Annotated in this window: 17 protein-coding genes and 1 tRNA gene; 7 read left to right on the forward strand and 11 right to left on the reverse strand. The window is 66.1% G+C overall.

Annotated features, from left to right (window positions below):
• Positions 1–35: 35 nt before the first annotated feature.
• Genes E3T50_RS05940 through topA form a run of 3 tightly spaced genes read right to left on the reverse strand, consistent with a single transcriptional unit; the run spans position 36 to position 4,963 of the window.
• Complete coding sequence (locus tag E3T50_RS05940) at positions 36–1,244, reverse strand: DNA polymerase III subunit delta' (protein WP_134551025.1); 1,209 nt, start codon at positions 1,242–1,244, stop codon at positions 36–38.
• A gap of 48 nt (positions 1,245–1,292) precedes the next feature.
• Complete coding sequence (tmk, locus tag E3T50_RS05945; protein ID WP_134551026.1) at positions 1,293–1,910, reverse strand: dTMP kinase; 618 nt, start codon at positions 1,908–1,910, stop codon at positions 1,293–1,295.
• Positions 1,907–4,963, reverse strand: a complete 3,057-nt coding sequence (topA, locus tag E3T50_RS05950) for a type I DNA topoisomerase (protein WP_134551027.1) — start codon at positions 4,961–4,963, stop codon at positions 1,907–1,909. The genes tmk and topA overlap by 4 nt, the downstream gene beginning before the upstream one ends.
• A 207-nt stretch (positions 4,964–5,170) precedes the next feature.
• On the opposite strand from topA, the gene E3T50_RS05955 reads away from it, so the two are divergent.
• Positions 5,171–5,407, forward strand: coding sequence for a hypothetical protein (locus tag E3T50_RS05955; protein WP_134460651.1), 237 nt, complete (start codon positions 5,171–5,173; stop codon positions 5,405–5,407).
• A gap of 55 nt (positions 5,408–5,462) precedes the next feature.
• Here the strand turns inward: E3T50_RS05955 and E3T50_RS05960 are convergent, their stop codons facing one another.
• The 5 genes from E3T50_RS05960 to E3T50_RS05980 all read right to left on the reverse strand — a co-directional run bounded on the left by E3T50_RS05960 (position 5,463) and on the right by E3T50_RS05980 (position 8,694).
• Entirely contained in the window at positions 5,463–5,858 is a 396-nt protein-coding gene (locus E3T50_RS05960; RefSeq protein ID WP_241990783.1) for an Rv3654c family TadE-like protein, read from the reverse strand.
• Positions 5,855–6,250, reverse strand: a complete 396-nt coding sequence (locus E3T50_RS16760) for a TadE family type IV pilus minor pilin (RefSeq protein ID WP_198417954.1) — start codon at positions 6,248–6,250, stop codon at positions 5,855–5,857. Before E3T50_RS16760 ends, E3T50_RS05960 begins: the two co-directional genes overlap by 4 nt.
• Positions 6,231–6,428 carry a DUF4244 domain-containing protein gene (locus E3T50_RS05970; protein ID WP_241978334.1) on the reverse strand — a complete coding sequence of 66 codons (198 nt, stop codon included), beginning with the start codon at positions 6,426–6,428 and terminating at the stop codon, positions 6,231–6,233. Before E3T50_RS05970 ends, E3T50_RS16760 begins: the two co-directional genes overlap by 20 nt.
• 127 nt (positions 6,429–6,555) lie before the next feature.
• A complete protein-coding gene (locus E3T50_RS05975; protein WP_241990785.1) occupies positions 6,556–7,692 on the reverse strand; it encodes a type II secretion system F family protein in 1,137 nt (378 codons plus the stop codon).
• 57 nt (positions 7,693–7,749) lie between these two features.
• Positions 7,750–8,694, reverse strand: coding sequence for a TadA family conjugal transfer-associated ATPase (locus tag E3T50_RS05980; protein WP_241978335.1), 945 nt, complete (start codon positions 8,692–8,694; stop codon positions 7,750–7,752).
• 695 nt (positions 8,695–9,389) lie between these two features.
• Here E3T50_RS05980 and acs point away from each other — a divergent pair.
• Both acs and E3T50_RS16160 read left to right on the forward strand, forming a co-directional pair.
• Positions 9,390–11,363 (forward strand): acetate--CoA ligase, encoded by a 1,974-nt coding sequence (acs, locus tag E3T50_RS05985; RefSeq protein WP_134551029.1) that lies wholly within the window; start codon positions 9,390–9,392, stop codon positions 11,361–11,363.
• A gap of 447 nt (positions 11,364–11,810) precedes the next feature.
• Positions 11,811–11,957: a hypothetical protein gene (locus tag E3T50_RS16160; RefSeq protein ID WP_166784215.1), complete on the forward strand. Its 147-nt coding sequence runs from the start codon at positions 11,811–11,813 to the stop codon at positions 11,955–11,957.
• A gap of 15 nt (positions 11,958–11,972) precedes the next feature.
• Here E3T50_RS16160 and E3T50_RS05990 read toward each other — a convergent pair whose 3' ends face one another.
• Together E3T50_RS05990 and E3T50_RS16165 are read right to left on the reverse strand one after the other, a co-directional pair.
• On the reverse strand, positions 11,973–12,443 hold the full coding sequence (locus tag E3T50_RS05990; RefSeq protein WP_134460665.1) for a RidA family protein: 471 nt from the start codon (positions 12,441–12,443) through the stop codon (positions 11,973–11,975).
• A 2-nt stretch (positions 12,444–12,445) separates the two neighbouring features.
• Positions 12,446–12,613: a Sp36 family protein gene (locus E3T50_RS16165; protein ID WP_166783875.1), complete on the reverse strand. Its 168-nt coding sequence runs from the start codon at positions 12,611–12,613 to the stop codon at positions 12,446–12,448.
• Between the two features lie 71 nt (positions 12,614–12,684).
• Here E3T50_RS16165 and E3T50_RS05995 point away from each other — a divergent pair, with 71 nt between their 5' ends.
• From E3T50_RS05995 to E3T50_RS06010, 4 genes are all read left to right on the forward strand, one after another.
• Positions 12,685–15,276 (forward strand): transglycosylase domain-containing protein, encoded by a 2,592-nt coding sequence (locus E3T50_RS05995; protein ID WP_241990786.1) that lies wholly within the window; start codon positions 12,685–12,687, stop codon positions 15,274–15,276.
• Positions 15,273–16,265 (forward strand): metallophosphoesterase, encoded by a 993-nt coding sequence (locus tag E3T50_RS06000; RefSeq protein ID WP_134551031.1) that lies wholly within the window; start codon positions 15,273–15,275, stop codon positions 16,263–16,265. Before E3T50_RS05995 ends, E3T50_RS06000 begins: the two co-directional genes overlap by 4 nt.
• 63 nt (positions 16,266–16,328) lie before the next feature.
• Positions 16,329–16,402: transfer RNA gene (locus tag E3T50_RS06005), tRNA-Pro, on the forward strand.
• Between the two features lie 126 nt (positions 16,403–16,528).
• On the forward strand, positions 16,529–18,070 hold the full coding sequence (locus tag E3T50_RS06010; RefSeq protein WP_134551032.1) for an MFS transporter: 1,542 nt from the start codon (positions 16,529–16,531) through the stop codon (positions 18,068–18,070).
• On the opposite strand, the gene E3T50_RS06015 is transcribed toward E3T50_RS06010, so the two are convergent.
• A complete protein-coding gene (locus tag E3T50_RS06015; RefSeq protein WP_134551033.1) occupies positions 18,054–18,530 on the reverse strand; it encodes a hypothetical protein in 477 nt (158 codons plus the stop codon). The two genes, E3T50_RS06010 and E3T50_RS06015, sit on opposite strands and share 17 nt — an antisense overlap.
• Between the last annotated feature and the right edge of the window lie 100 nt (positions 18,531–18,630).

The following is an 18,630-nucleotide window of genomic DNA, read 5'->3' on the forward strand; positions in this document are numbered from 1 at the left end:
ATGCTGCGCTTCAGGCTACCGACAGCGGCTGGGAATCACTGTGGACGACGGATCGCCGACACGAGCATCGCCTCGAGGGCGAGCGCCGGTGCCACGTTGGATTGGATGCGCTGGCGGGCAACGGCAATCGCGTCTATCGTGGCGACCGTCGCGGCGGGCGGGCCGGCCGCACTCGCGGCGCGCAGTTCGGCGAGCAGTTCGAGGTTGATCACGGTCCGTTCGCGCCCGAGCTGCACCATGATCACGTCGCGGTAGAGCGATGCGAGGTCGACCAGGATTCGATCGATCCCGTCGCGCAGGCTGCGCACGGCCCGGCGTTTCTGGTCATCTTCGAGGGCCTTGATCTGGCTGCGCAGCCCCGGCGGCACGGACTGCCCGGCCTCGACGCCGAGTGAGCGCAGCATGCCGTCGCGCTCCGCTGCGTCGAGTTCGAGGGTGATCGCCTTGGCGTCGTCGCCGGCGATCGCGAGCAGTCGCGCCGCCGCGTTGACGGCCGATGATACCGAACGGATGCCGAGGGCCGTGCGCAGGGTCTCCTCGCGCCGTGCCCGCGCCTCGGCACTGGTCGCGAGCCGCCGGGCCATACCGATGTGGCTTTGCGCCAGGCGGGCGCTCAGTTCGGCGATGATCGGGTCGACGCCGTTGCGCCGCACGAGCAGGTCGGCGACATCGGCGACGCTCGGTACGCGCAGGCGCACGGTCCGTACGCGCGAGCGGATGGTGGGGAGCAGGTCGGCTTCACTCGGCGCGCACAGTATCCACACGGTGCGTTCCGGCGGTTCTTCAAGGGCTTTGAGCAGCACGTTGGAGGTGCGCTCGACCATGCGGTCGGCGTCTTCCACGACGACGACGCGGTAGCGACCGACCGACGGCGAATACTGCGAGCGGGCGACGGCCTCCTTGACGGATTCCATCTTGATAATGACGCCCTCGGTGGTGAGCACGCTGAGGTCGGGGTGGGTGCGCGCGTCGACCTGACGAGCGGCCGCGCGGTCACCGTCGGGAGTGCCCGGGCTGAGCAGGGCCGCAGCGAAGGCGAAGGCGAGGTTGGAGCGGCCGGAACCGGGTGGCCCGGTGATGAGCCAGGCGTGCGTCATCGAGGTCGACTCGACGGTGGAGACGCTACTACCAATCGCGCCGGTATCCGCCTTGACGGTATCGACGCCGGAGGGTACCCGTTGCGCCGCTGCCCGGAAGATGGCGATCGCGTCGGCCTGTCCCGTTAGGTTGTCCCACACTGCCATGAGTCAAGGGTAACCCGCGCCACCGACACCGCACGCGCTCCGGGGCCGCTACAGGAGGGGGGACACTCGGCCTCGGATGGTGGCGGCGATCTCGGCGGCGGGGGCGGCGGCGTCGACGACGAGAAAACGGTCGGGTTCTGCCGCGGCGAGCTCGAGGAACGCAGCGCGCACTCGGGCATGGAAGTCGTTCTTCTCGGCTTCGAGCCGGTCGAAGACCTTGTCATCGGCGTCGAGCCGAGCCCGCGCGGTTACCTCGTCCAAATCGAGCAGCACGGTCAGGTCGGGCAGCAATCCTTCCGCCGCCCACAGTGACAGGTCGCGCACCTCGGTGGCGCCGAGCACACGCCCGGCACCCTGGTAGGCGACGGAGGAGTCCAGGTAGCGGTCCTGCACGATCACGTCCCCGCGGGCGAGCGCCGGCCGCAGCTTGGTACCCACGTGCTGGGCTCGGTCGGCGGCGTAGAGCAGAGCCTCGGCGCGCGGGTCGACCTCCCCGCGGTGGTGCAGCACGATCTGCCGAATCTCCACCCCGACATCTGTTCCGCCGGGCTCACGCGTGCGCACGACGGTGCGCCCCCGTTCCTCGAGCCAGTCGGTGAGCAACTGCGCCTGTGTGGTCTTTCCGGATCCGTCGCCGCCCTCGAGGGTGATGAAAAGGCCGGTCACTCCGGGCGCGCAGCCTTCGACGCGACCGTCGTCGTCGCGGCGGATTCAGCGACCGAACTGGCTGCCGTTTTCACCGGTGCCTTCTTCACCGGTGTCTTCTTGGCAGCGGGCTTCTTGACCGCAGTCTTTTTGGCCGCGGTCACAGGTGCGACCGTGCCGTTCAACGCGGCCTTGGCCGCCGCGTTCGCGGCTCGGGTAGCGGCCGCCTTCTTGGCGGTAGCCGCCTTTGCGGCCGCAGTCGGCGCCTTCTTCACGGCCGGCTTCTTCACGGCTGGCTTCTTGACCGTGGCCTTCTTGGCCGGTGCCTTCGTACGCGGCGCGGCCGGACCCTTGGCCCGTTTGTCGGCGAGCAGCTCCACGGCCCGGTCGAAGTCGATCTCCTCGATGTCCTCCGACTTGGGAATGGTCGCGTTGGTGACCCCATCGGTCACATAGGCACCGAACCGACCGTCCTTGATCTTGATCGCCTTGCCGCTCTCGGGGTCAGGCGCTTCGAATTCCTTCAGGGCGCTCGACGCACGGCGGGCACCGTACTTGGGTTGGGCGTAGAGCTCGATCGCGCCCGGCAGGTCGATTTCGAAGATCTGGTCTTCGCTCGTGAGCGACCGGGTGTCGATCCCCTTCTTCAGGTACGGGCCGAACTTGCCGTTCTGGGCCAGAATCTCGGTGCCGGTTTCCGGGTCGAGCCCGACCGTGCGCGGCAGGGCGAGCAGCCGCAAGGCCGTGTCCAGGTCGACCGTGGCCAGATCCATAGATTTGAAAATGGATGCTGTGCGCGGTTTGTCCGCGGCGGCCACCTTTTTCGCGGCCGGCTTGCGCTTCGGCTTGGGCACGGTGACCTCGCCGGTGGAGGGATCGATAGTTTCGACCGGTGCGGCGATGGCCGGAACATCGGGCTCGGCCGGGGCTGGCGCGAGCTCGGTGACGTACGGTCCGAACCGGCCGTCCTTCGCAACGATCTCCTTACCGTTCTCCGGGTTGAGTCCGATGACGCGATCGGTGACGATCGGGGCGTCGATGAGCTCGCGGGCTTTGGTCGCGGTCAGTTCGTCGGGGGCGAGTTCCGGCGGAATGTTTACGCGGCGGGGCGGGGCATCCGCTGCGGCGTCGGGGTCGACGACCTCGAGGTAGGGACCGTACTTGCCGATGCGCAGGGTGATGTCGTCGCTGATGGTGACCGAGTTGATCACGCGCGGGTCGATCTCACCGAGGTTGTCGATGACCTGTCGCAGGCCGCGATGCTTGTCGCTGCCGAAATAGAAGCTGTTGAGCCAGTCGAGGCGGTTGGCTTCGCCGCCGGCGATGCGGTCGAGGTCGTCCTCCATCTCGGCGGTGAAGTCGTATTCGACCAGGTCGCTAAAGAACTCTTCGAGCAGACGCACCACCGAGAAGGCGATCCAGTTGGGAACGAGCGACTGGCCGCGCGGCGTGACGTAGCCGCGCTCGGTGATGGTCGAGATGATCGACGCGAACGTCGAGGGGCGGCCGATGCCGAGCTCTTCGAGCTTCTTGACCAGGCTGGCCTCGGTGTAGCGAGCAGCCGGGGTCGTCTCGTGGCCCTTGGCCTCAAGATCGAGCAGGGTCAGCGTCTGGCCCTCTTCGAGCGGCGGCAGCTTCGACTCGGTCGCGTCGGTCGACGCGTTGCGCTCCTCGTCCTTCGACTCCTCGTAGGCGAGCATGAAGCCGCGGAAGGTGATGACCGTTCCGCTGGCTCCGAATTCGGCGAGCGCACCCGACGCGGAGGGGTGCTCCGTCGTGCCGGTCGGACCGGCCGCGATAGTCACTGAAGCGGTCGAGCCAGTGGCGTCCTTCATCTGTGAAGCGACGGTGCGCTTCCAGATCAGGTCGTAGAGCTTGAAGTCGTTGCCGCGCAGGCTCGAGGCGAGTGAAGCCGGGGTGCGGAAGGTGTCGCCGGAGGGACGAATGGCTTCGTGCGCCTCCTGCGCGTTCTTGCTCTTGCCCTTGTAGGCGCGCGGAGCATCCGGAACGGTCTCGGCGCCGTACAGCGCAGCCGCCTGGGTGCGGGCGGCTGTGAGGGCCTGCTGACCGAGCGACGGGGAGTCGGTACGCATATAGGTGATGTACCCATTTTCGTACAGCGACTGGGCGACGCTCATGGTCTGCCGGGCGGTGAAGCGCAGCTTGCGCGCCGCTTCCTGCTGCAGGGTCGAGGTCGTGAACGGTGCGGCCGGGCTGCGCCGGTAGGGCTTCGAGGTGACCTTGCTGACCTCGAGCTTGACGCCGGGGGTCCGCAGCGCGATCGTCAACGCCTGGGCAGCGGAAGCGTCGAGGGTGACGGCCTTCACGGCGGGTTTGAGTGCACCGGAGTCATCGAAGTCGCCACCGGTGGCAATGCGCTCACCGTTCAGACGCACGAGCTTCGCGTCGAACGCCTGGTCAGTTTCTGAAGCGGATGCTGCCAGTCGCGCCAGCAGGTCCCAGTAGCCGGCGGAGACGAATGCGAGGCGCTCCTTCTCCCGGTCGACGACGAGGCGGGTCGCGGCGCTCTGCACGCGTCCGGCGGACAGGCCGGGGCCGACCTTGCGCCAGAGCACCGGGGAAATCTCGTAGCCGTAGATGCGGTCGAGGATGCGCCGGGTCTCCTGCGCGTCGACGAGGGCGGTGTCGAGTTCGCGGGTGTTGTCCTTGGCGGCGAGGATGGCGTCCTTGGTGATCTCGTGAAACACCATCCGCTTCACCGGTACCTTGGGCTGCAGCACCTGCAGCAGGTGCCAGGCGATTGCCTCGCCCTCGCGGTCCTCATCAGTTGCGAGCAAGAGTTCGTTCGCATTCTTGAGTGCCCGCTTGAGTTCGCTGACGGTCTTCTTCTTGGCGTCGCTCACCACGTAGTACGGTTCAAAGCCGTTTTCGACGTCGACCGAAAAGCGGCCGAGTGCGCCCTTTTTCAGCTCGGGGGGCAGGTTTTTCGGCTCGATCAGATCGCGAATGTGACCGACCGAAGACAAAACCTCGTAGCCGTCGCCGAGATACGCGGCGATCGACTTCATCTTGGTCGGTGATTCAACAATGACCAGCTTCTTAGTGCCTGGCACCAGACTCCTCTTTATACATAGTGACCGAATCATGGGCCAAGGCACACCATACACACCGGAATGGAGTGCCCGCCTAATCGACGGGCGCGTCTCGGCGCGTCCCGCTCGCATACACGGCACTCCCAGCCATTGCTCAGTTCACTCTCGGTGCTCATCACGACAATCCCAAACCCTTGATGTTTGCCTGACCGAGTGCAGAATAGTCCTATGGGTACAATGACGGCCACATACACCGCGAAGTTGACGGACGGGCCCCTTCAGGGCAAGACAATCACGACGACTTTCCTCGACTCGGGTGATCCTCAGCCCCGCATCGAGATTCCGGCCGACTCCGGCAAGCGCTATCTCTATGCGCGCGGCGCCGGCCTGGAGTTCGAGGGTTCCGATTCCCCCGGTCGCCCGAGCGCGGTCGAGTACCGCTACCTCGAGGCGCTCCTCCCCTAAATCGTTCGTCCACGAGTTCGCTGCGGGGCGTCAACCGACCGCGCTCGGGCGCGCGCTAACCGGCCGGCGGCCCGGCCCGGGCACTCGCGGAGATATCGATGCCGTGCACCCGGCGCCGGACCGAAACGGATGCGACCAGCCCGATCACCATGCACTGCGTGACGGCCGTCTCGTTCAGCGTCGCCACGGCTTCCGCTGCTTCGCAGGGGAAGCCGGCGATTGCGCCGGAGGCGGTGTCGGCAGCAGCGAGGGCGGCGGCGTCGGCCGCGTTTGCTACAGACCGTGCGTCGGCGAGCAGGGCGAGGACCGCCACGACGAGGCTCGTCAACAGCACGGTCGCAGCGAGCACCGCCAGGGCGAGGATTGACCCCGCTCCCCGCTCGCTGCGCCTGATCTCGGCGGTTCCGATCCCGGCGGCCCCGATCGCGGGATTATCATCGTGCGCGCTCACAATCCACCGGCCAGGGCGCAGGAGCGCGCTTCGAGGGTCAGGCCCGCGAATATGCCGGTCAGGCCGGGGGCAGTGACTCGGGCACAGACAAACTCGCCGCGCCCTTCCGTGGACAGGCTGGCCCCCGATACCGCCTGCTGCACCAGCATCGCGGCACGCCCCGGACTGTCGCCGCGGGCGAGCGCCCGCGCGGCGGTTGCGGCAGCATCCGTCAACCGCACCTGAACTCCGACGACCTGCACGGCACCAAGGCAACAGGCCAGAACGAGTACGACCGCTGGCAGCGCCGTGGCGAATTCGGCGGTCGTACTCCCCCTGCTGTCGAGACGCCGCGCACTCGTCCGATTCGCAAAAAACGATCGGCCCGCCCGGCTATCCCACGCTGAGGGCACGTCGCACCAGATCGGTGAGCATTCCGCGCACCTCGTCGCTGCGCAGAATGACGATGAGCAGTCCGGCGAACCCGACCGCGGCCATCGTGGCCACCACATATTCCGCCGTCGCTGCTCCGGCCTCGTCCGCCAGCCGTCGCAGTGCGGTTGTTTTTGGTACTTCAGTTTTCGTGGTCACCGCGATCTTTGTATTCACAGACTCGTCTCCTTCTGCGTCCATTGACGCGGGTTGGGCGGCACGAGCAGGTTCACTCTGCCCGGACCTGGCGGCGCACGCCGCCGCATCCGCTCATCAGTCGATAGATTCAGAAGGTCGTCAGTGTGGAGGAGAGCACGCTGATCAGCAGCGGCACCACGCCGACCAGCATGAACGCGGGCAGCACACACAGCCCGAGCGGTAGCATCAGCGTCACCGACAGCGTCGCGGCACGGCGCTGCCCGGCACTGCGAGCATCGCGCCGCAACTGTTCAGCCTCGCTGCGGAGCAGTTCCGCCGCCGGAACGCCCGCCCGTGACGACAGGTCAAGCACCCGGTCAACCGGGTCGTCGCCGTCGGCACGGACGCCTGCATCTGCACCTGCATCTGCATCTGCACCTGCACCTGCACCTGCACCTGCACCGGGCGCAATACCAAAGCGCTCGGCTGCTGCACGCACCAGCGCTCGCGAACGGTCGATGGACCCGCCGCCGGACATGGCAATAGCCATGAGTTCGAGTCGCAGCCCCGGGGTCAGATCGGTCGGGGCCGCTCGGCGAACCAGCGCGCGGTTCCAGCTTGCGGCGGCGAGCATCAACAGTGCGCCACCGCCCAGGCAAACCAGTCCCGGCAGGGTTGCGAACAGGGTGTGTAGGGAATCGAATCCCATGAGGCTGCCGAAGACGATTCCGATCACCGGCAACACCATCACCAGTCGGGCCGTCGCCCGTGGGGCGGCCAGCGCCACCTCGAGATCACGCTGCACCTGGGCGAGTTCGCGCAGCGACGCGGCAAGCTCACGCAAGCACCCGGCCAACGGTGCACCGGCCTGAGTGGCCACCTGCCAGGCCGCGGCAAGTCCGAGCCAGGCGCGCTCGGCCTGAACGGCCGCGTCGCCCCGCCGCCGGGCGCGGCCTGCAACTGCCGCGCGCGCGGAGCCGCCCGCCACCTGCTTCTCTCGAGCCTGTCGATGTGCCTGCCCAGCGATCGCGTCGGCCACGCTGTCGCCACGGGCCGCAGCCCTGGCCGCGGCCCGCAGAATTCGGGTCGTCGCCGCAGCCTGCGGCGACCCGACTCCGCTTTTAGCCGCGCTCGGCGCAACAGCCGGCATCACCGCCCCGGCCCGCGCCGGCATGAGATACCCCCACGCCGACACCGGGGAGACGCCGGCCGAGAGCAGCACGGCAAGTCGCTGCGTCACCGCCGCGACCTCCTCGATCGGCGGCACCACGTCACCGCGCCGCATGGCCGGACGCTCCCCCCGCAAAATAGTGGCCGATCGAGGCTGTCGACCCGGGTCGCATCAGACCTCCTCGATCGAGAGTCGGTCTCGGTCGCTGAGGGTGAACCGTCCGACCGCCTCGAGCCGGCGCACCCCGGCGGTACGCTCCAGATGCAGCACGAGCCCAATCGCGCTCACCGTCTGCCGAGCCACGGCCGCGGCGCTCATTCCAGCGAGAGCTCCGAGCGCCTCCAGCCTGGCGGGCACATCATCGAGCGAATTGGCGTGCAGCGTGCCAGCTCCCCCGTCGTGCCCGGTATTGAGGGCGGCAAGCAGCTCCCGAATCTCCGACCCGCGGCACTCGCCGAGCACAAGCCGGTCCGGGCGCATGCGCAACGCCTCCCGCAGCAGCGCCTCGAGGCCGATGCGGCCGGCCCCCTCCAGATTGGCCTGCCGAGCCTCCAGGGCGACCACGTGCGGATGCCGAATGCGCAGCTCCGCGACGTCTTCGATCGCGACAATGCGCTCGTCGGCCGGCGCCTCGCCGAGCAACGCGGCTAGCAAGGTGGTCTTTCCGCTGCCGGCGGCACCGGTGATGAGCAGATTCTGGCGCCCGAGCACTGCAGCACGCAGTCGATTCACGCGGGCAGCGGATGCCTCCCCCACGCCGAATAGACCGGCGTCAGCGAGCGCACCGAGACTTCGATTCGCCGCGTGCGGCAGCCGAATGGAGAGCAGCGTTCCCGTGCTTGACACTGGCGGTAGCACGGCGTGCACTCTGATGCCGTCGGCCAGACGCACGTCGACGCAGGGGCTCGCCTCGTCGATGTGCCGCCCACCCAGCGCGATCAGCCGCACCGCCAACTCGCGCACCTCGGATTCACCGACCCGCCAGGCCGGCGCGAAGGTGAGGCCGTGCCCGGCATCGATCCAGAGCCCTGACCCCCCATTGACGAACAGGTCTGTGGTTTCAGGGTTCGCGGCATAGCCGGCCAGTGGGCCGAGCGCGCGTACGTCGAGGCGCACGCTCCCGCCTGGGGCCGGGACTGCGCCCGGTGCTCCGGTGTGCGGCACGGCGCCAGCGGCATCCATTGTTGCCGAGCGATGCCGAGGGAACTTCGGCGGCAATGGTGCCGATACCGGCCGGGCATCGAACGGATGCGCCACAGCCGGGCTTGTCCACGGCGCAGCCCACGGGGCTGCCGCTCCTGCCGAAGGGGAAGGGGAAGCAACTGTGTAAGACGGAACGGCGACGAAGGGCTGACCCATGCTCCGACGCTAGAGCCAGCCAGCGCCGCACCAACTCGCCCTGCAGAATCTGTGGAGAGCGTGGCGCCCGATGGGACTGGGGAGGGACAAAACAGATGCGGTGCGCGAGCCGTGACGGCGCGACCTTGTGAGCGCACGCTTAAACAGAAGGGGCGGCACCTATTGGGGGGAACAGGTGCCGCCTAGCACCGCGCAGATTGGGGGGAACCGTACGCGATGCCGGTCAAAACTTTCGTTCAGACGTTGATTAGTTTACGCAGCCCGCGACAAAATGCAAGTCCAATGTCCTCATTTGAGAGGACCCTCGCCTGGGGGGTATGAAATCACCTTCCCGCGAGGGCGAATTCCCCATTTTTTTTGCTCTGTATACAGAGATTGGCCGCGAACCGGTAGGGTTCAATTGAGCTGGCAATGTCCCGCATGCACGTACCGCAAAGGAGCGAACTACACATATGACGGTTAAAATTGACACCCTTCTGCACGAAACGCGTCGATTCGCGCCCACCCCGGAGTTCGCCGCACAGACAGCGGCGACACCAGACCTGTATACCGAGGCACAGAAGGACCCTGCCATGTTTTGGGCTGATCAGGCCCGTAATCTGCTGCACTGGCATAAGCCGTTCACCAAGACCCTCGACTGGACCAACCCACCGTTCGCCAAGTGGTTTGAAGACGGCGAACTCAACGTCGCCTACAACTGCCTCGACCGCCACGTTCTCGCCGGCAACGGCGATCGCGTCGCGCTCTACTTCGAGGGCGAGCCGGGCGATTCTCGCAGCTATACCTACGCCGAACTGACCACCGAAGTCAAAAAGGCCGCGAACGTCCTGCTCGGGCTCGGCGTCACGGCCGGCGACCGCGTGGCCGTCTACCTCCCAATGATTCCCGAGGCCGTCATCTCCATGCTCGCCGTCGCGCGCATCGGCGCCGTGCACTCCGTCATCTTCGGCGGATTCAGCGCCGAAAGCCTGCGCTCGCGCATCGACGACGCCAACGCCGTGCTCGTCATCACGGCCGATGGCGGCTACCGCAAGGGCAAAATCAGTGCCCTCAAGCCCGCCGTCGACGCCGCACTGCAGACCAATGACTCCTCGGTGAAGAACGTGCTCGTCGTCAAGCGCACCGGCCAGGACGTGCAGTGGAACGACCGCGACACCTGGTGGGCCGATGCCATGGAAACCGCTTCCCCCGACCACGAAGCGCAAAGTTTTCCGGCCGAGAACCCGCTCTTCATCCTGTATACATCCGGCACGACCGGCGCGCCCAAGGGCATCTTGCACACCAGCGGCGGCTACCTGACGCAAAACGCGTTCACCCACCAGACTGTGTTTGATCTCAAGCCCGAAACGGATGTGTACTGGTGCACCGCCGACGTCGGCTGGATCACCGGACACAGCTACGTGGTCTACGGACCACTTGCCAACGGCGCAACCCAGGTGCTCTATGAGGGGACCCCCGACTCCCCCCACACCGGCCGTTGGTGGGAAATCATTGAGAAGTACAAGGTCTCGATTCTGTATACAGCGCCGACGGCTATCCGTACGTTCATGAAACTCGGCCGTCAGATTCCGCAGAAGTTCGACCTGTCGAGCCTACGCGTGCTCGGTTCGGTGGGCGAGCCCATCAACCCCGAGGCCTGGATGTGGTACCGCGAAGTCATCGGCAACAACCTCACGCCGATCGTGGACACCTGGTGGCAGACCGAGACCGGATCGATCATGGTCTCGGCTCTCGCGGGCCTCACGCAGACCAAGCCGGGCGCTGCCCAGGTTCCAGTTCCGGGTATCACCGTTGACGTGCTCGATGATGACGGCGTGCATGTTGGCCATGGCAATGGCGGGCTCCTGGTGGTCACGCAGCCCTGGCCGGCCATGCTTCGCGGCATCTGGGGCGATCCGGAACGCTTCAAGGAGACCTACTGGGACAAATTCGAGGGTACGACCGGCGCGAAGGACGGCCCGCTGTACTTCGCCGGCGACGGCGCCCGTCTCGACCACGACGGTGACATCTGGTTGCTCGGCCGCGTCGACGACGTGATGAACGTGTCGGGCCACCGCCTGTCCACCGCCGAGATCGAGTCGTCCCTGGTTGCGCACTCGCTCACGGCTGAAGCCGCCGTGGTCGGTGCAGCCGACGAGACGACCGGCCAAGCCGTCGTCGCGTTCGTCGTGATCAAGTTCAGCCAGGCTGAGATCGCTTCCCACGAGGACATCGCCGGCATTCTGCGGGCCCACGTCGCCCAACAGATCGGTGCAATCGCCCGCCCGCGTGACATCTTCATCGTCGACGAGCTGCCGAAGACCCGGTCGGGCAAGATCATGCGGCGCCTGCTGCGCGATGTGGCCGAGGGCCGCGAGGTCGGCGACACGACGACCCTCGCCGACACCATGGTGATGAACACCATCGCAGCGCAGATTAGAAAGTAGCGCGCACCACCCGCAAAAAACTGAGGCCGCTATCCACCCGGACGGCGGCCTCAGTCGTGCGGCGCACCCCCGAGACTGAGCTTTCCGCCCTACTGTGCGGGCATGACTCGAGCAGCGGTACCCGTGCGGGGTCGCCCCGGCCGGCTCGATGCTCTGCGCGGGGTGGCCGCCATCATTGTGCTGGTACACCACGTGTCTCTATGACGGTGCCGCAGATCGCCACAGCCTACGAGTCGAGTGGCGGCGTGAGGCTGTGCTCCGTTGGCTGGTGGGCCACGCTGTCCCCGTTGCAGGTTCTGCTCGCCTGGCGCTGCGGGTGGCCGGCGCCTGTGTGATTGTGGCTACGGTCGCCTTCTGGCCGCGTGCGCGCACGCCCAAATTTCCAGCCATCCAGCGAGAGGGCACCTATTAGCCTGGCTCGGCTCGGTCAGCTTCAGTCTGTATCTCGTGCGTTTCCCCATCGTGGTGGCGGGCGCGCTGCTCGCCCAGCTGATCACCATGTGGGTCGAACAGCCGGCGCAGAAATACGGCACGCGGGCCGGGGTATCCGTTTCATGGCGGATGCCCCGGCCCGCGCGGCCGACGCGCGTCTAAACGCCCCCTGAGGCGTTAAGCGAACGCGACGACGAGCTCGACTTCGACCGGGGCGTCGAGCGGTAGCACCGCAACGCCGACGGCTGACCGCGCGTGCCGACCGATGTCGCCGAAGATCTCGACGAGTACATCGGAGGCGCCGTTGACGACGGTCGGCTGGCCGGTGAACGACGGATCGGAGGCGACGAAGCCGGTGACCTTGACCACCTGGGTGATGCGGTCGAGCGATCCGATCACGCTCTTGATGGCGGCGAGGCCGTTGAGCGCGCAGGTGCGGGCATAGTCCTGTGCGTCAGGGGCGGGAACGAGGCCGTGGCCGTCGCCGACCTTGCCGGTGGCGGGCAACGCCCCCGCGACCATGGGCAACTGACCAGCGGTGTAGACGAACCCGTTGCTGATCACCGCGGGCAGGTAGGCGGCCACCGGAGGCACGACGCTCGGCAGCTCAATGCCCAATTCGGCCAGGCGTGCTTCGATGTGCGACACGCTTATGCCTCTTGCCTGGGCGCCAGCGGGCGCTTCAAGTAAGCAACCAGGCCACCCTCTGGGCCGGCTACGACCTGGACGAGTTCCCACCCATCAGAGCCCCAGTTGTTCAAAATGGCGGCCGTATTGTGGATCATCAACGGCGTTGTGAGGTATTCCCAGGTGGGCATGTGGCTCCTATTGAGGCGGGCATTCAGATTTGTCGCTTAAGCTCAATTCTATGTCTGCCAAAAATCGAACCGTGAGCGGGGCTCTGGGGGGTTTCCTGGGTCTCGTCGGGATGAGTGCCGTCGCCGGCATTCTCGTGACCGCCGCCGTCGCCCCAGCCGTTGCCCTCTCTGGCATGGCTGCTACGAACACCATCAACGTGTTCGACAGCCTGCCCGAGTATCTCTCCATCGATCGGCTCTCTCAGAAAAGCAACATCTACGCGTCGACCAACGCCGAGGATCCGGTGGGTTCTCGCGTGCTCCTCGCCTCGTTCTACGAGCAGAACCGGGTCGACGTGGCGTCCGACGCGATCAGCCAGTTCGCCAAGGATGCGGCGATTGCTGGCGAAGATCCCCGCTTCATGGAGCACGGCGGCGTGGACATTCAGTCCAGCTTCAACGGCGCCGTGCAAACCCTGGCCGGCGGCGGAACCCGTGGTGGCTCGTCGATCACCCAGCAATATGTCAAGAACGTGCTCGTTCAAAAGTGCGAGGTCATGACCGATGTCGACGCGGCCAAGGCCTGCTATAGCGATGCCACCAAAACGACGGCTGACCGCAAGTTGCGCGAGATGCGTCTGGCCATCGGCATCGAGAAGAAGTACGAGAAGGCCGACATCCTTCGCGGCTACCTGAACATCGCCGGCTTCGGCGGATCGGTCTACGGCATCGAAGCCGCCGCGAGCTATTACTTCAACACCACCGCGCTGAACCTGACGCTGCCGCAGGCGGCCAGCCTGGTAGCGATCGTGAACAATCCGGTGAAGTTCCAGCTCGATCGCCCGGATAGCGAAACCAACGGCGCGGCCAACGGGTATGCCGCCAATAAGGGGCGTCGCGACTACATCCTCGATGAGATGCTCAAGCACGACAAGATCGCCCAGGTCGACTACGACGCCGCCATCGCAGCGCCGATCGAGCCGGTCATCACCGTGCCGAGCACCGGCTGCCAGACGGCCGGAGGCAGCGCCTACTTCTGTGACTACGTCACCAAGATCCTGAAGTCCGATCCCACCTTCGGCGAGGATGCTGACACGCGCCTCGCGAATTTCCAGCGCGGCGGATTTGACGTGTACACCACGCTCGACCTCGACCTGCAGGCTGCCGCGGAGACTTCCCTCAACAAGTACGTCCCCAAGACGTATCCCGGCTGGGATGTGGGCGGGGTGGTTTCGAGCGTCAAGGTGGGAACCGGCGAGGTGCTCGCCATGGCGCAGAACAAGGACTACAGCCAGATGGAGCAGCCCGCCGGCAGCACCTTCACCAGCATCAACTACAACACAGACCGCGCCACGGGCGGTTCCGGCGGCTTTCAACCCGGTTCAACCTATAAGGTCTTCACACTAGCCGAGTGGCTCAAGGAGGGGCACGCCCTCACCGAACGGGTCAACTCTCGAGTCAAGTCAAACTGGGGAACATTCCAGGACAGCTGCTTCGGGCCGCAGAACTATGACGCCCAAGGGTTCAGCCCGCGCAATGACGGCGGCGAGGGTGGCCCCAATGAATCGGCGCTGAACTCGACCACCCGGTCGATCAACACCGGCTTCATCGGTATGGCCAAAAAGCTCGACCTCTGCGGAATTCGTAAGACCGCTGAGGCCTTCGACGTGCACGCGGCAAGCGGCGGCGAACTCGGCCAGAACGCCTCATCGGTAATCGGCACGAACTACATCGCCCCGCTTTCCATGGCGGTCGCGTTCGCCGGCATCGCCAACAACGGCATGACCTGCACCCCTGTCGTTATTCGCAGCATGATCAGTTCCGACGGAGCCGAGCTGCCGATCCCCAAGTCGACGTGCACGCAGTCGGTGTCACCGGAGGTGGCCGCTGGAATGCAGTACGCCATGCAGACCACGACAACCGGCAATGGAACAGCCGCCGCCTCGGGCCGGCGCACCTCGCCCCGGGAACCGATCATCGGTAAGACCGGAACCACCGACAAGGCCAAAGACACCTGGATGAGCGGTGCCAGCAGCAAGGTTGCCACCGTCGTCGGCGTGGTCAACGTGAGCGGCCCGTTCAAGAATCAGCGCTTCACTACCCTCAACGGCGTCCGCGCGTCCGAGATCCGCCACTACGTCTGGCCCGACGTCATGAGTGTCGCCAACGCCAAGTACGGCGGCGAGGCCTTTCCCGAAGCCTCCTCCAGCGTGATCAACGCGGTGGCCGTTCCGGTTCCCGATGTGCGCGGCGAGTCAATGGCCCGAGCCAAGAGCACCGTCGAGGCGGCCGGATTCCTGTTCGTCGACGGCGGCGTGACCAGCTCAGCATTGCCCGCCGGTACGGTGGCCAGTACGGACCCGGCCGGCGGCTCGGCATCTACTCGCGGTGCCACCGTCACGGCATTCTCGAGCGACGGCACCGGCGTGACCGTTCCCGACGTCATCGGCAAGAGTGAAACGGATGCCCGCGGCACACTCACCGGGGCTCCGTACACCTTCACCGTGGCCAAGACCGAACAGCCGACCACCGACAAAGCCCAGGACGGCAAGGTGCTTGCGATTCAGCCCGGAGCGGGAACGGCCAGCCGCCCTGGGGACACCGTGACCATAGTCATCGGCAAGTTCACCGCGCCCGCCCCAGCCGCGCCCGACAAGGGCAACAACAACGGCGAGAACGGATGACCGCGCATCGTCGCTTCGGTGACGGCGGACAGCTCATCGGCGCGACGCTCGCGGCTGTTGGCGCCGTCGGCCTCGCCGCCTTCGCCTGGGGTGCGCTCGTGGAGCGCACCCGGTTCACCCTGCGTGAGGTGAGCGTTCCGGTGCTCGCGCCGGGTTCGGCTCCCATCCGGGTGCTGCACCTCTCCGACCTGCACATGGCTCCGTGGCAGAAAAACAAGCAGGAGTGGGTGCGCAGCCTCGCCGCGCTGGAGCCCGACCTCGTAGTCGACACCGGCGACAATCTTGGGCATAAAGACGGCGTCAGTGGCATCGAGTATGCCCTCGCGCCGTTCCGGGGCATTCCCGGTGTATTCGTCAACGGTTCCAACGACTACGTCGCGCCGCAGTTGAAGAACCCGTTCACCTACTTCGGCGGCCCGTCGCGTTTGCGCGCCGTGCGTCGGGATGAGCTCGACACCGACGCCTTACGCCGGGTGTTTACCGATCTCGGCTGGACCGACATCAATAATGCGGCCGAGTCCCTTGATCTTAGAGACACCCACGTGGAGTTCTTCGGCGTCGACGACCCGCACATCGGGCGTGACCGGCTCGATTTGATCACGCGCGCGATCGACGATCTTCGGGCCAACGATCCGCTCGGCGACGACGTCTGGCCCGACCCGGAAGAAGCCGCGGCCCCGCGGTCCACGCTCACGGTTGGTGTCGCGCACGCACCGTACCAACGTGTGTTGAACTCCTTCGTGAATCACGGCGCACAGCTGATTCTGGCCGGCCACACCCACGGCGGCCAAGTTTGCGTGCCCGGTTTTGGTGCGCTCGTGACCAATTGCGATATTCCGCGGCGCCAGGTGAAGGGTTTGAGCACCTGGAACCACGGCTTGCGCACCGCGTTCCTGAACGTCTCGGCGGGCCTCGGCACCTCGATTTACGCGCCGGTTCGCTTCGCCTGTCCGCCCGAGGCGACCCTGCTCACCCTGACTGCCAGCTAACTGCTCCCTCAATTCGTTGCGGGAGGCGTAGTGCGCCTATACTGATTGAGGCCCACGGGCCATCGGGGTATGGCGCAGCTTGGTAGCGCGCGTCGTTCGGGACGACGAGGTCGCAGGTTCAAATCCTGTTACCCCGACAGCAGTAGATACAACACAACCCCCCACTCCATTGGAGTGGGGGGTTGTGTTGTAGGATCGCCTGTCGGCATCAGCGTTGCTCCTGCCGAGGATCGCCGGGAGACCGGCGCGAATGGATCCCGCGCATGACTTCTACCCCCGTTCCCGGCGCTTCTCCCGGCGCTCCACGCCGGGCTTGGCAGGCACTGATAGTGCTACTCGCCGGCATGTTCATGGCACTGCTCGACACCACGATCGTGAACGTGGCGCTGCCGAGCATCCGCACGAGCCTCGACGCCAGCGAGGCGACGCTGTCGTGGATCATCTCCGGCTACGCCCTCGCCTTCGGCCTCGCGCTCATTCCGGCCGGCCGGGTCGGCGATCGTTTCGGCCACAAATGGGTGTTCTTCACCGGCCTGGCTCTGTTCACGCTCGCGAGCCTCGCCTGCGGCCTCTCCCAGAACGACCTGCAACTCATCATCGCCCGCGTCGTGCAAGGTTTGGCCGGGGGCATGTTCGTGCCCGCGGTGACCGCCGTCATTCAGCTGATGTTCCCGCCGGCAGTCCGCGGCAAGGCCTACGCGATCATGGGCTCGGTCATCGGTGTCTCCACCGCACTCGGCCCGATCGTCGGCGGCCTCATCATCGAGGCCTTCGGCGTCGAGAACGGCTGGCGTCTGGTGTTCTGGGTGAACCTGCCAATCGGCATCCTCGCCCTGATCGCCACGGTCTTTCTCCTGCCCGGCGGCGTCGCGCTCCCCCAAACGACGCAGGTTTCGCGCACGGGCGTCGACTGGCTCGGACTCGTGCTCATCTCGGCCGGCCTGGTGGCGCTTTTGGTACCACTGATCGAGGGCCAGGACCAGGGCTGGCCACTCTGGACCGTGTTCACTCTCGCGGCCGGAGTGCTCCTCGTGGTTGCTTTCGGCGCTTGGGAAGTGTCCGTGGCCAAACGTGACGGCAACCCGCTCGTTCCCCCTCACCTCTTCTCGCACCCGGCATTCACCGGCGGCGTCGTTCTCGCGCTGGTCTATTTTGCAGCATTCACCAGCATTTTCTTTACGATTTCTATTCTCTGGCAGGCGGGTCTTGGGCGCAGTGCGCTCGAGTCGGGCCTCGTCTCCATTCCGTTCGCTATCGGCACGATTCTTGGCGCGTCGCAGAGCGACCGACTAGCCAAACGCCTCGGACGCACCATCCTCGTCGTCGGCGTGGCCCTCGTCACGATCGGCCTGATCTGGATCTGGCTGGTCATGCTGCTGACCACTCCGGGTGACCTGACCAACTGGCATCTGCTTCCACCTCTGTTCCTCGCGGGCCTCGGCAGCGGATTCTTCATCGCCCCCAACGTGTCGTTCATCGTCGCGACCGTCGACCGATCCGAGGCCGGCGGCGCAAGCGGCGTGGTCGGCGTGATGCAGCGCGTCGGCAGCGCGGTCGGTATTGCCGTGATCGGCAGTGTGTTCTTCGGCACGCTGACCGTGACCGGCCCCGGAGCGGATGCCCTGGCCACGGCCTTCACGCACAGCGCCACGATGGCCATGGCGGTGAGCGCCGGTTTCGCCATTCTCGCTCTCGCGCTCGTGTTCGCCCTGCCCAGGCGCGTCGCCGGTAACGGTTCGGTTCCAGCGGCCGAGGAGCGAATGACGGGAGCAGGCGACCCGATTCCGGCTACCCGATCCGATTGAGCTCCGTGAACGACATGGTGGCACTCGAGCCGTCACGACAGGTCTGGTAGAGCAGATCGAAGCCGTGCGGAATGGACGCGGCGTTGTCGGTGGCCGCGTTCAGCACGACGGCGACCGGCCCAACCCGAAAAGTCCCGGTGACGGCGCCGGTGAGGGTGATCGTGCTGCCCTCCCCGGGAAAAAGGGAACCACCACAGAACCAATGCTCGGCAATGACCGGGGTTCCGTAGTGGTGGCCAACGTCGACCGCACCCCGACAGGCGTCGATCTCGCCCTGCCACCCGGCGGTCCAGACGACCGCGGAGTAGTCGACGGGTGCCACCCCGGTCGTCTCCGCCGCGGTAATAATGGGCATGCCATCAACGATCGCGAACGGCAACACGGTGCTAGCTGCCAGGCCGATTATCGCCACGATGCCCACGAGCCGACGCTGAAATGCACGGTGCACTGCTTTGACCACGACAGCCCTCTTTCGGGACAGGAGCAGAAAACCCCCGGGCAAGTTGTCATTAAACATGCGCTCGCCGGCGCTGACCACCCTCCGATGGCATAGACCGGGA

The sequence above is a fragment of the Cryobacterium gelidum genome (genome assembly GCF_004403985.1).
Classification (GTDB): Bacteria; Actinomycetota; Actinomycetes; order Actinomycetales; family Microbacteriaceae; genus Cryobacterium; species Cryobacterium gelidum.

Excerpts from the sequence above, each read along its gene's own strand:
- E3T50_RS05940 (WP_134551025.1), bottom strand. The coding sequence starts at position 1,244 with ATGGCAGTGTGGGACAACCTAACGGGACAGGCCGACGCGATCGCCATC.
- E3T50_RS05955 (WP_134460651.1), top strand. The coding sequence starts at position 5,171 with ATGGGTACAATGACGGCCACATACACCGCGAAGTTGACGGACGGGCCC.
- E3T50_RS05975 (WP_241990785.1), bottom strand. The coding sequence starts at position 7,692 with ATGCGGCGCGGTGACGTGGTGCCGCCGATCGAGGAGGTCGCGGCGGTG.
- acs (WP_134551029.1), top strand. The coding sequence starts at position 9,390 with ATGACGGTTAAAATTGACACCCTTCTGCACGAAACGCGTCGATTCGCG.
- E3T50_RS16165 (WP_166783875.1), bottom strand. The coding sequence starts at position 12,613 with ATGCCCACCTGGGAATACCTCACAACGCCGTTGATGATCCACAATACG.
- E3T50_RS06000 (WP_134551031.1), top strand. The coding sequence starts at position 15,273 with ATGACCGCGCATCGTCGCTTCGGTGACGGCGGACAGCTCATCGGCGCG.
- E3T50_RS06010 (WP_134551032.1), top strand. The coding sequence starts at position 16,529 with ATGACTTCTACCCCCGTTCCCGGCGCTTCTCCCGGCGCTCCACGCCGG.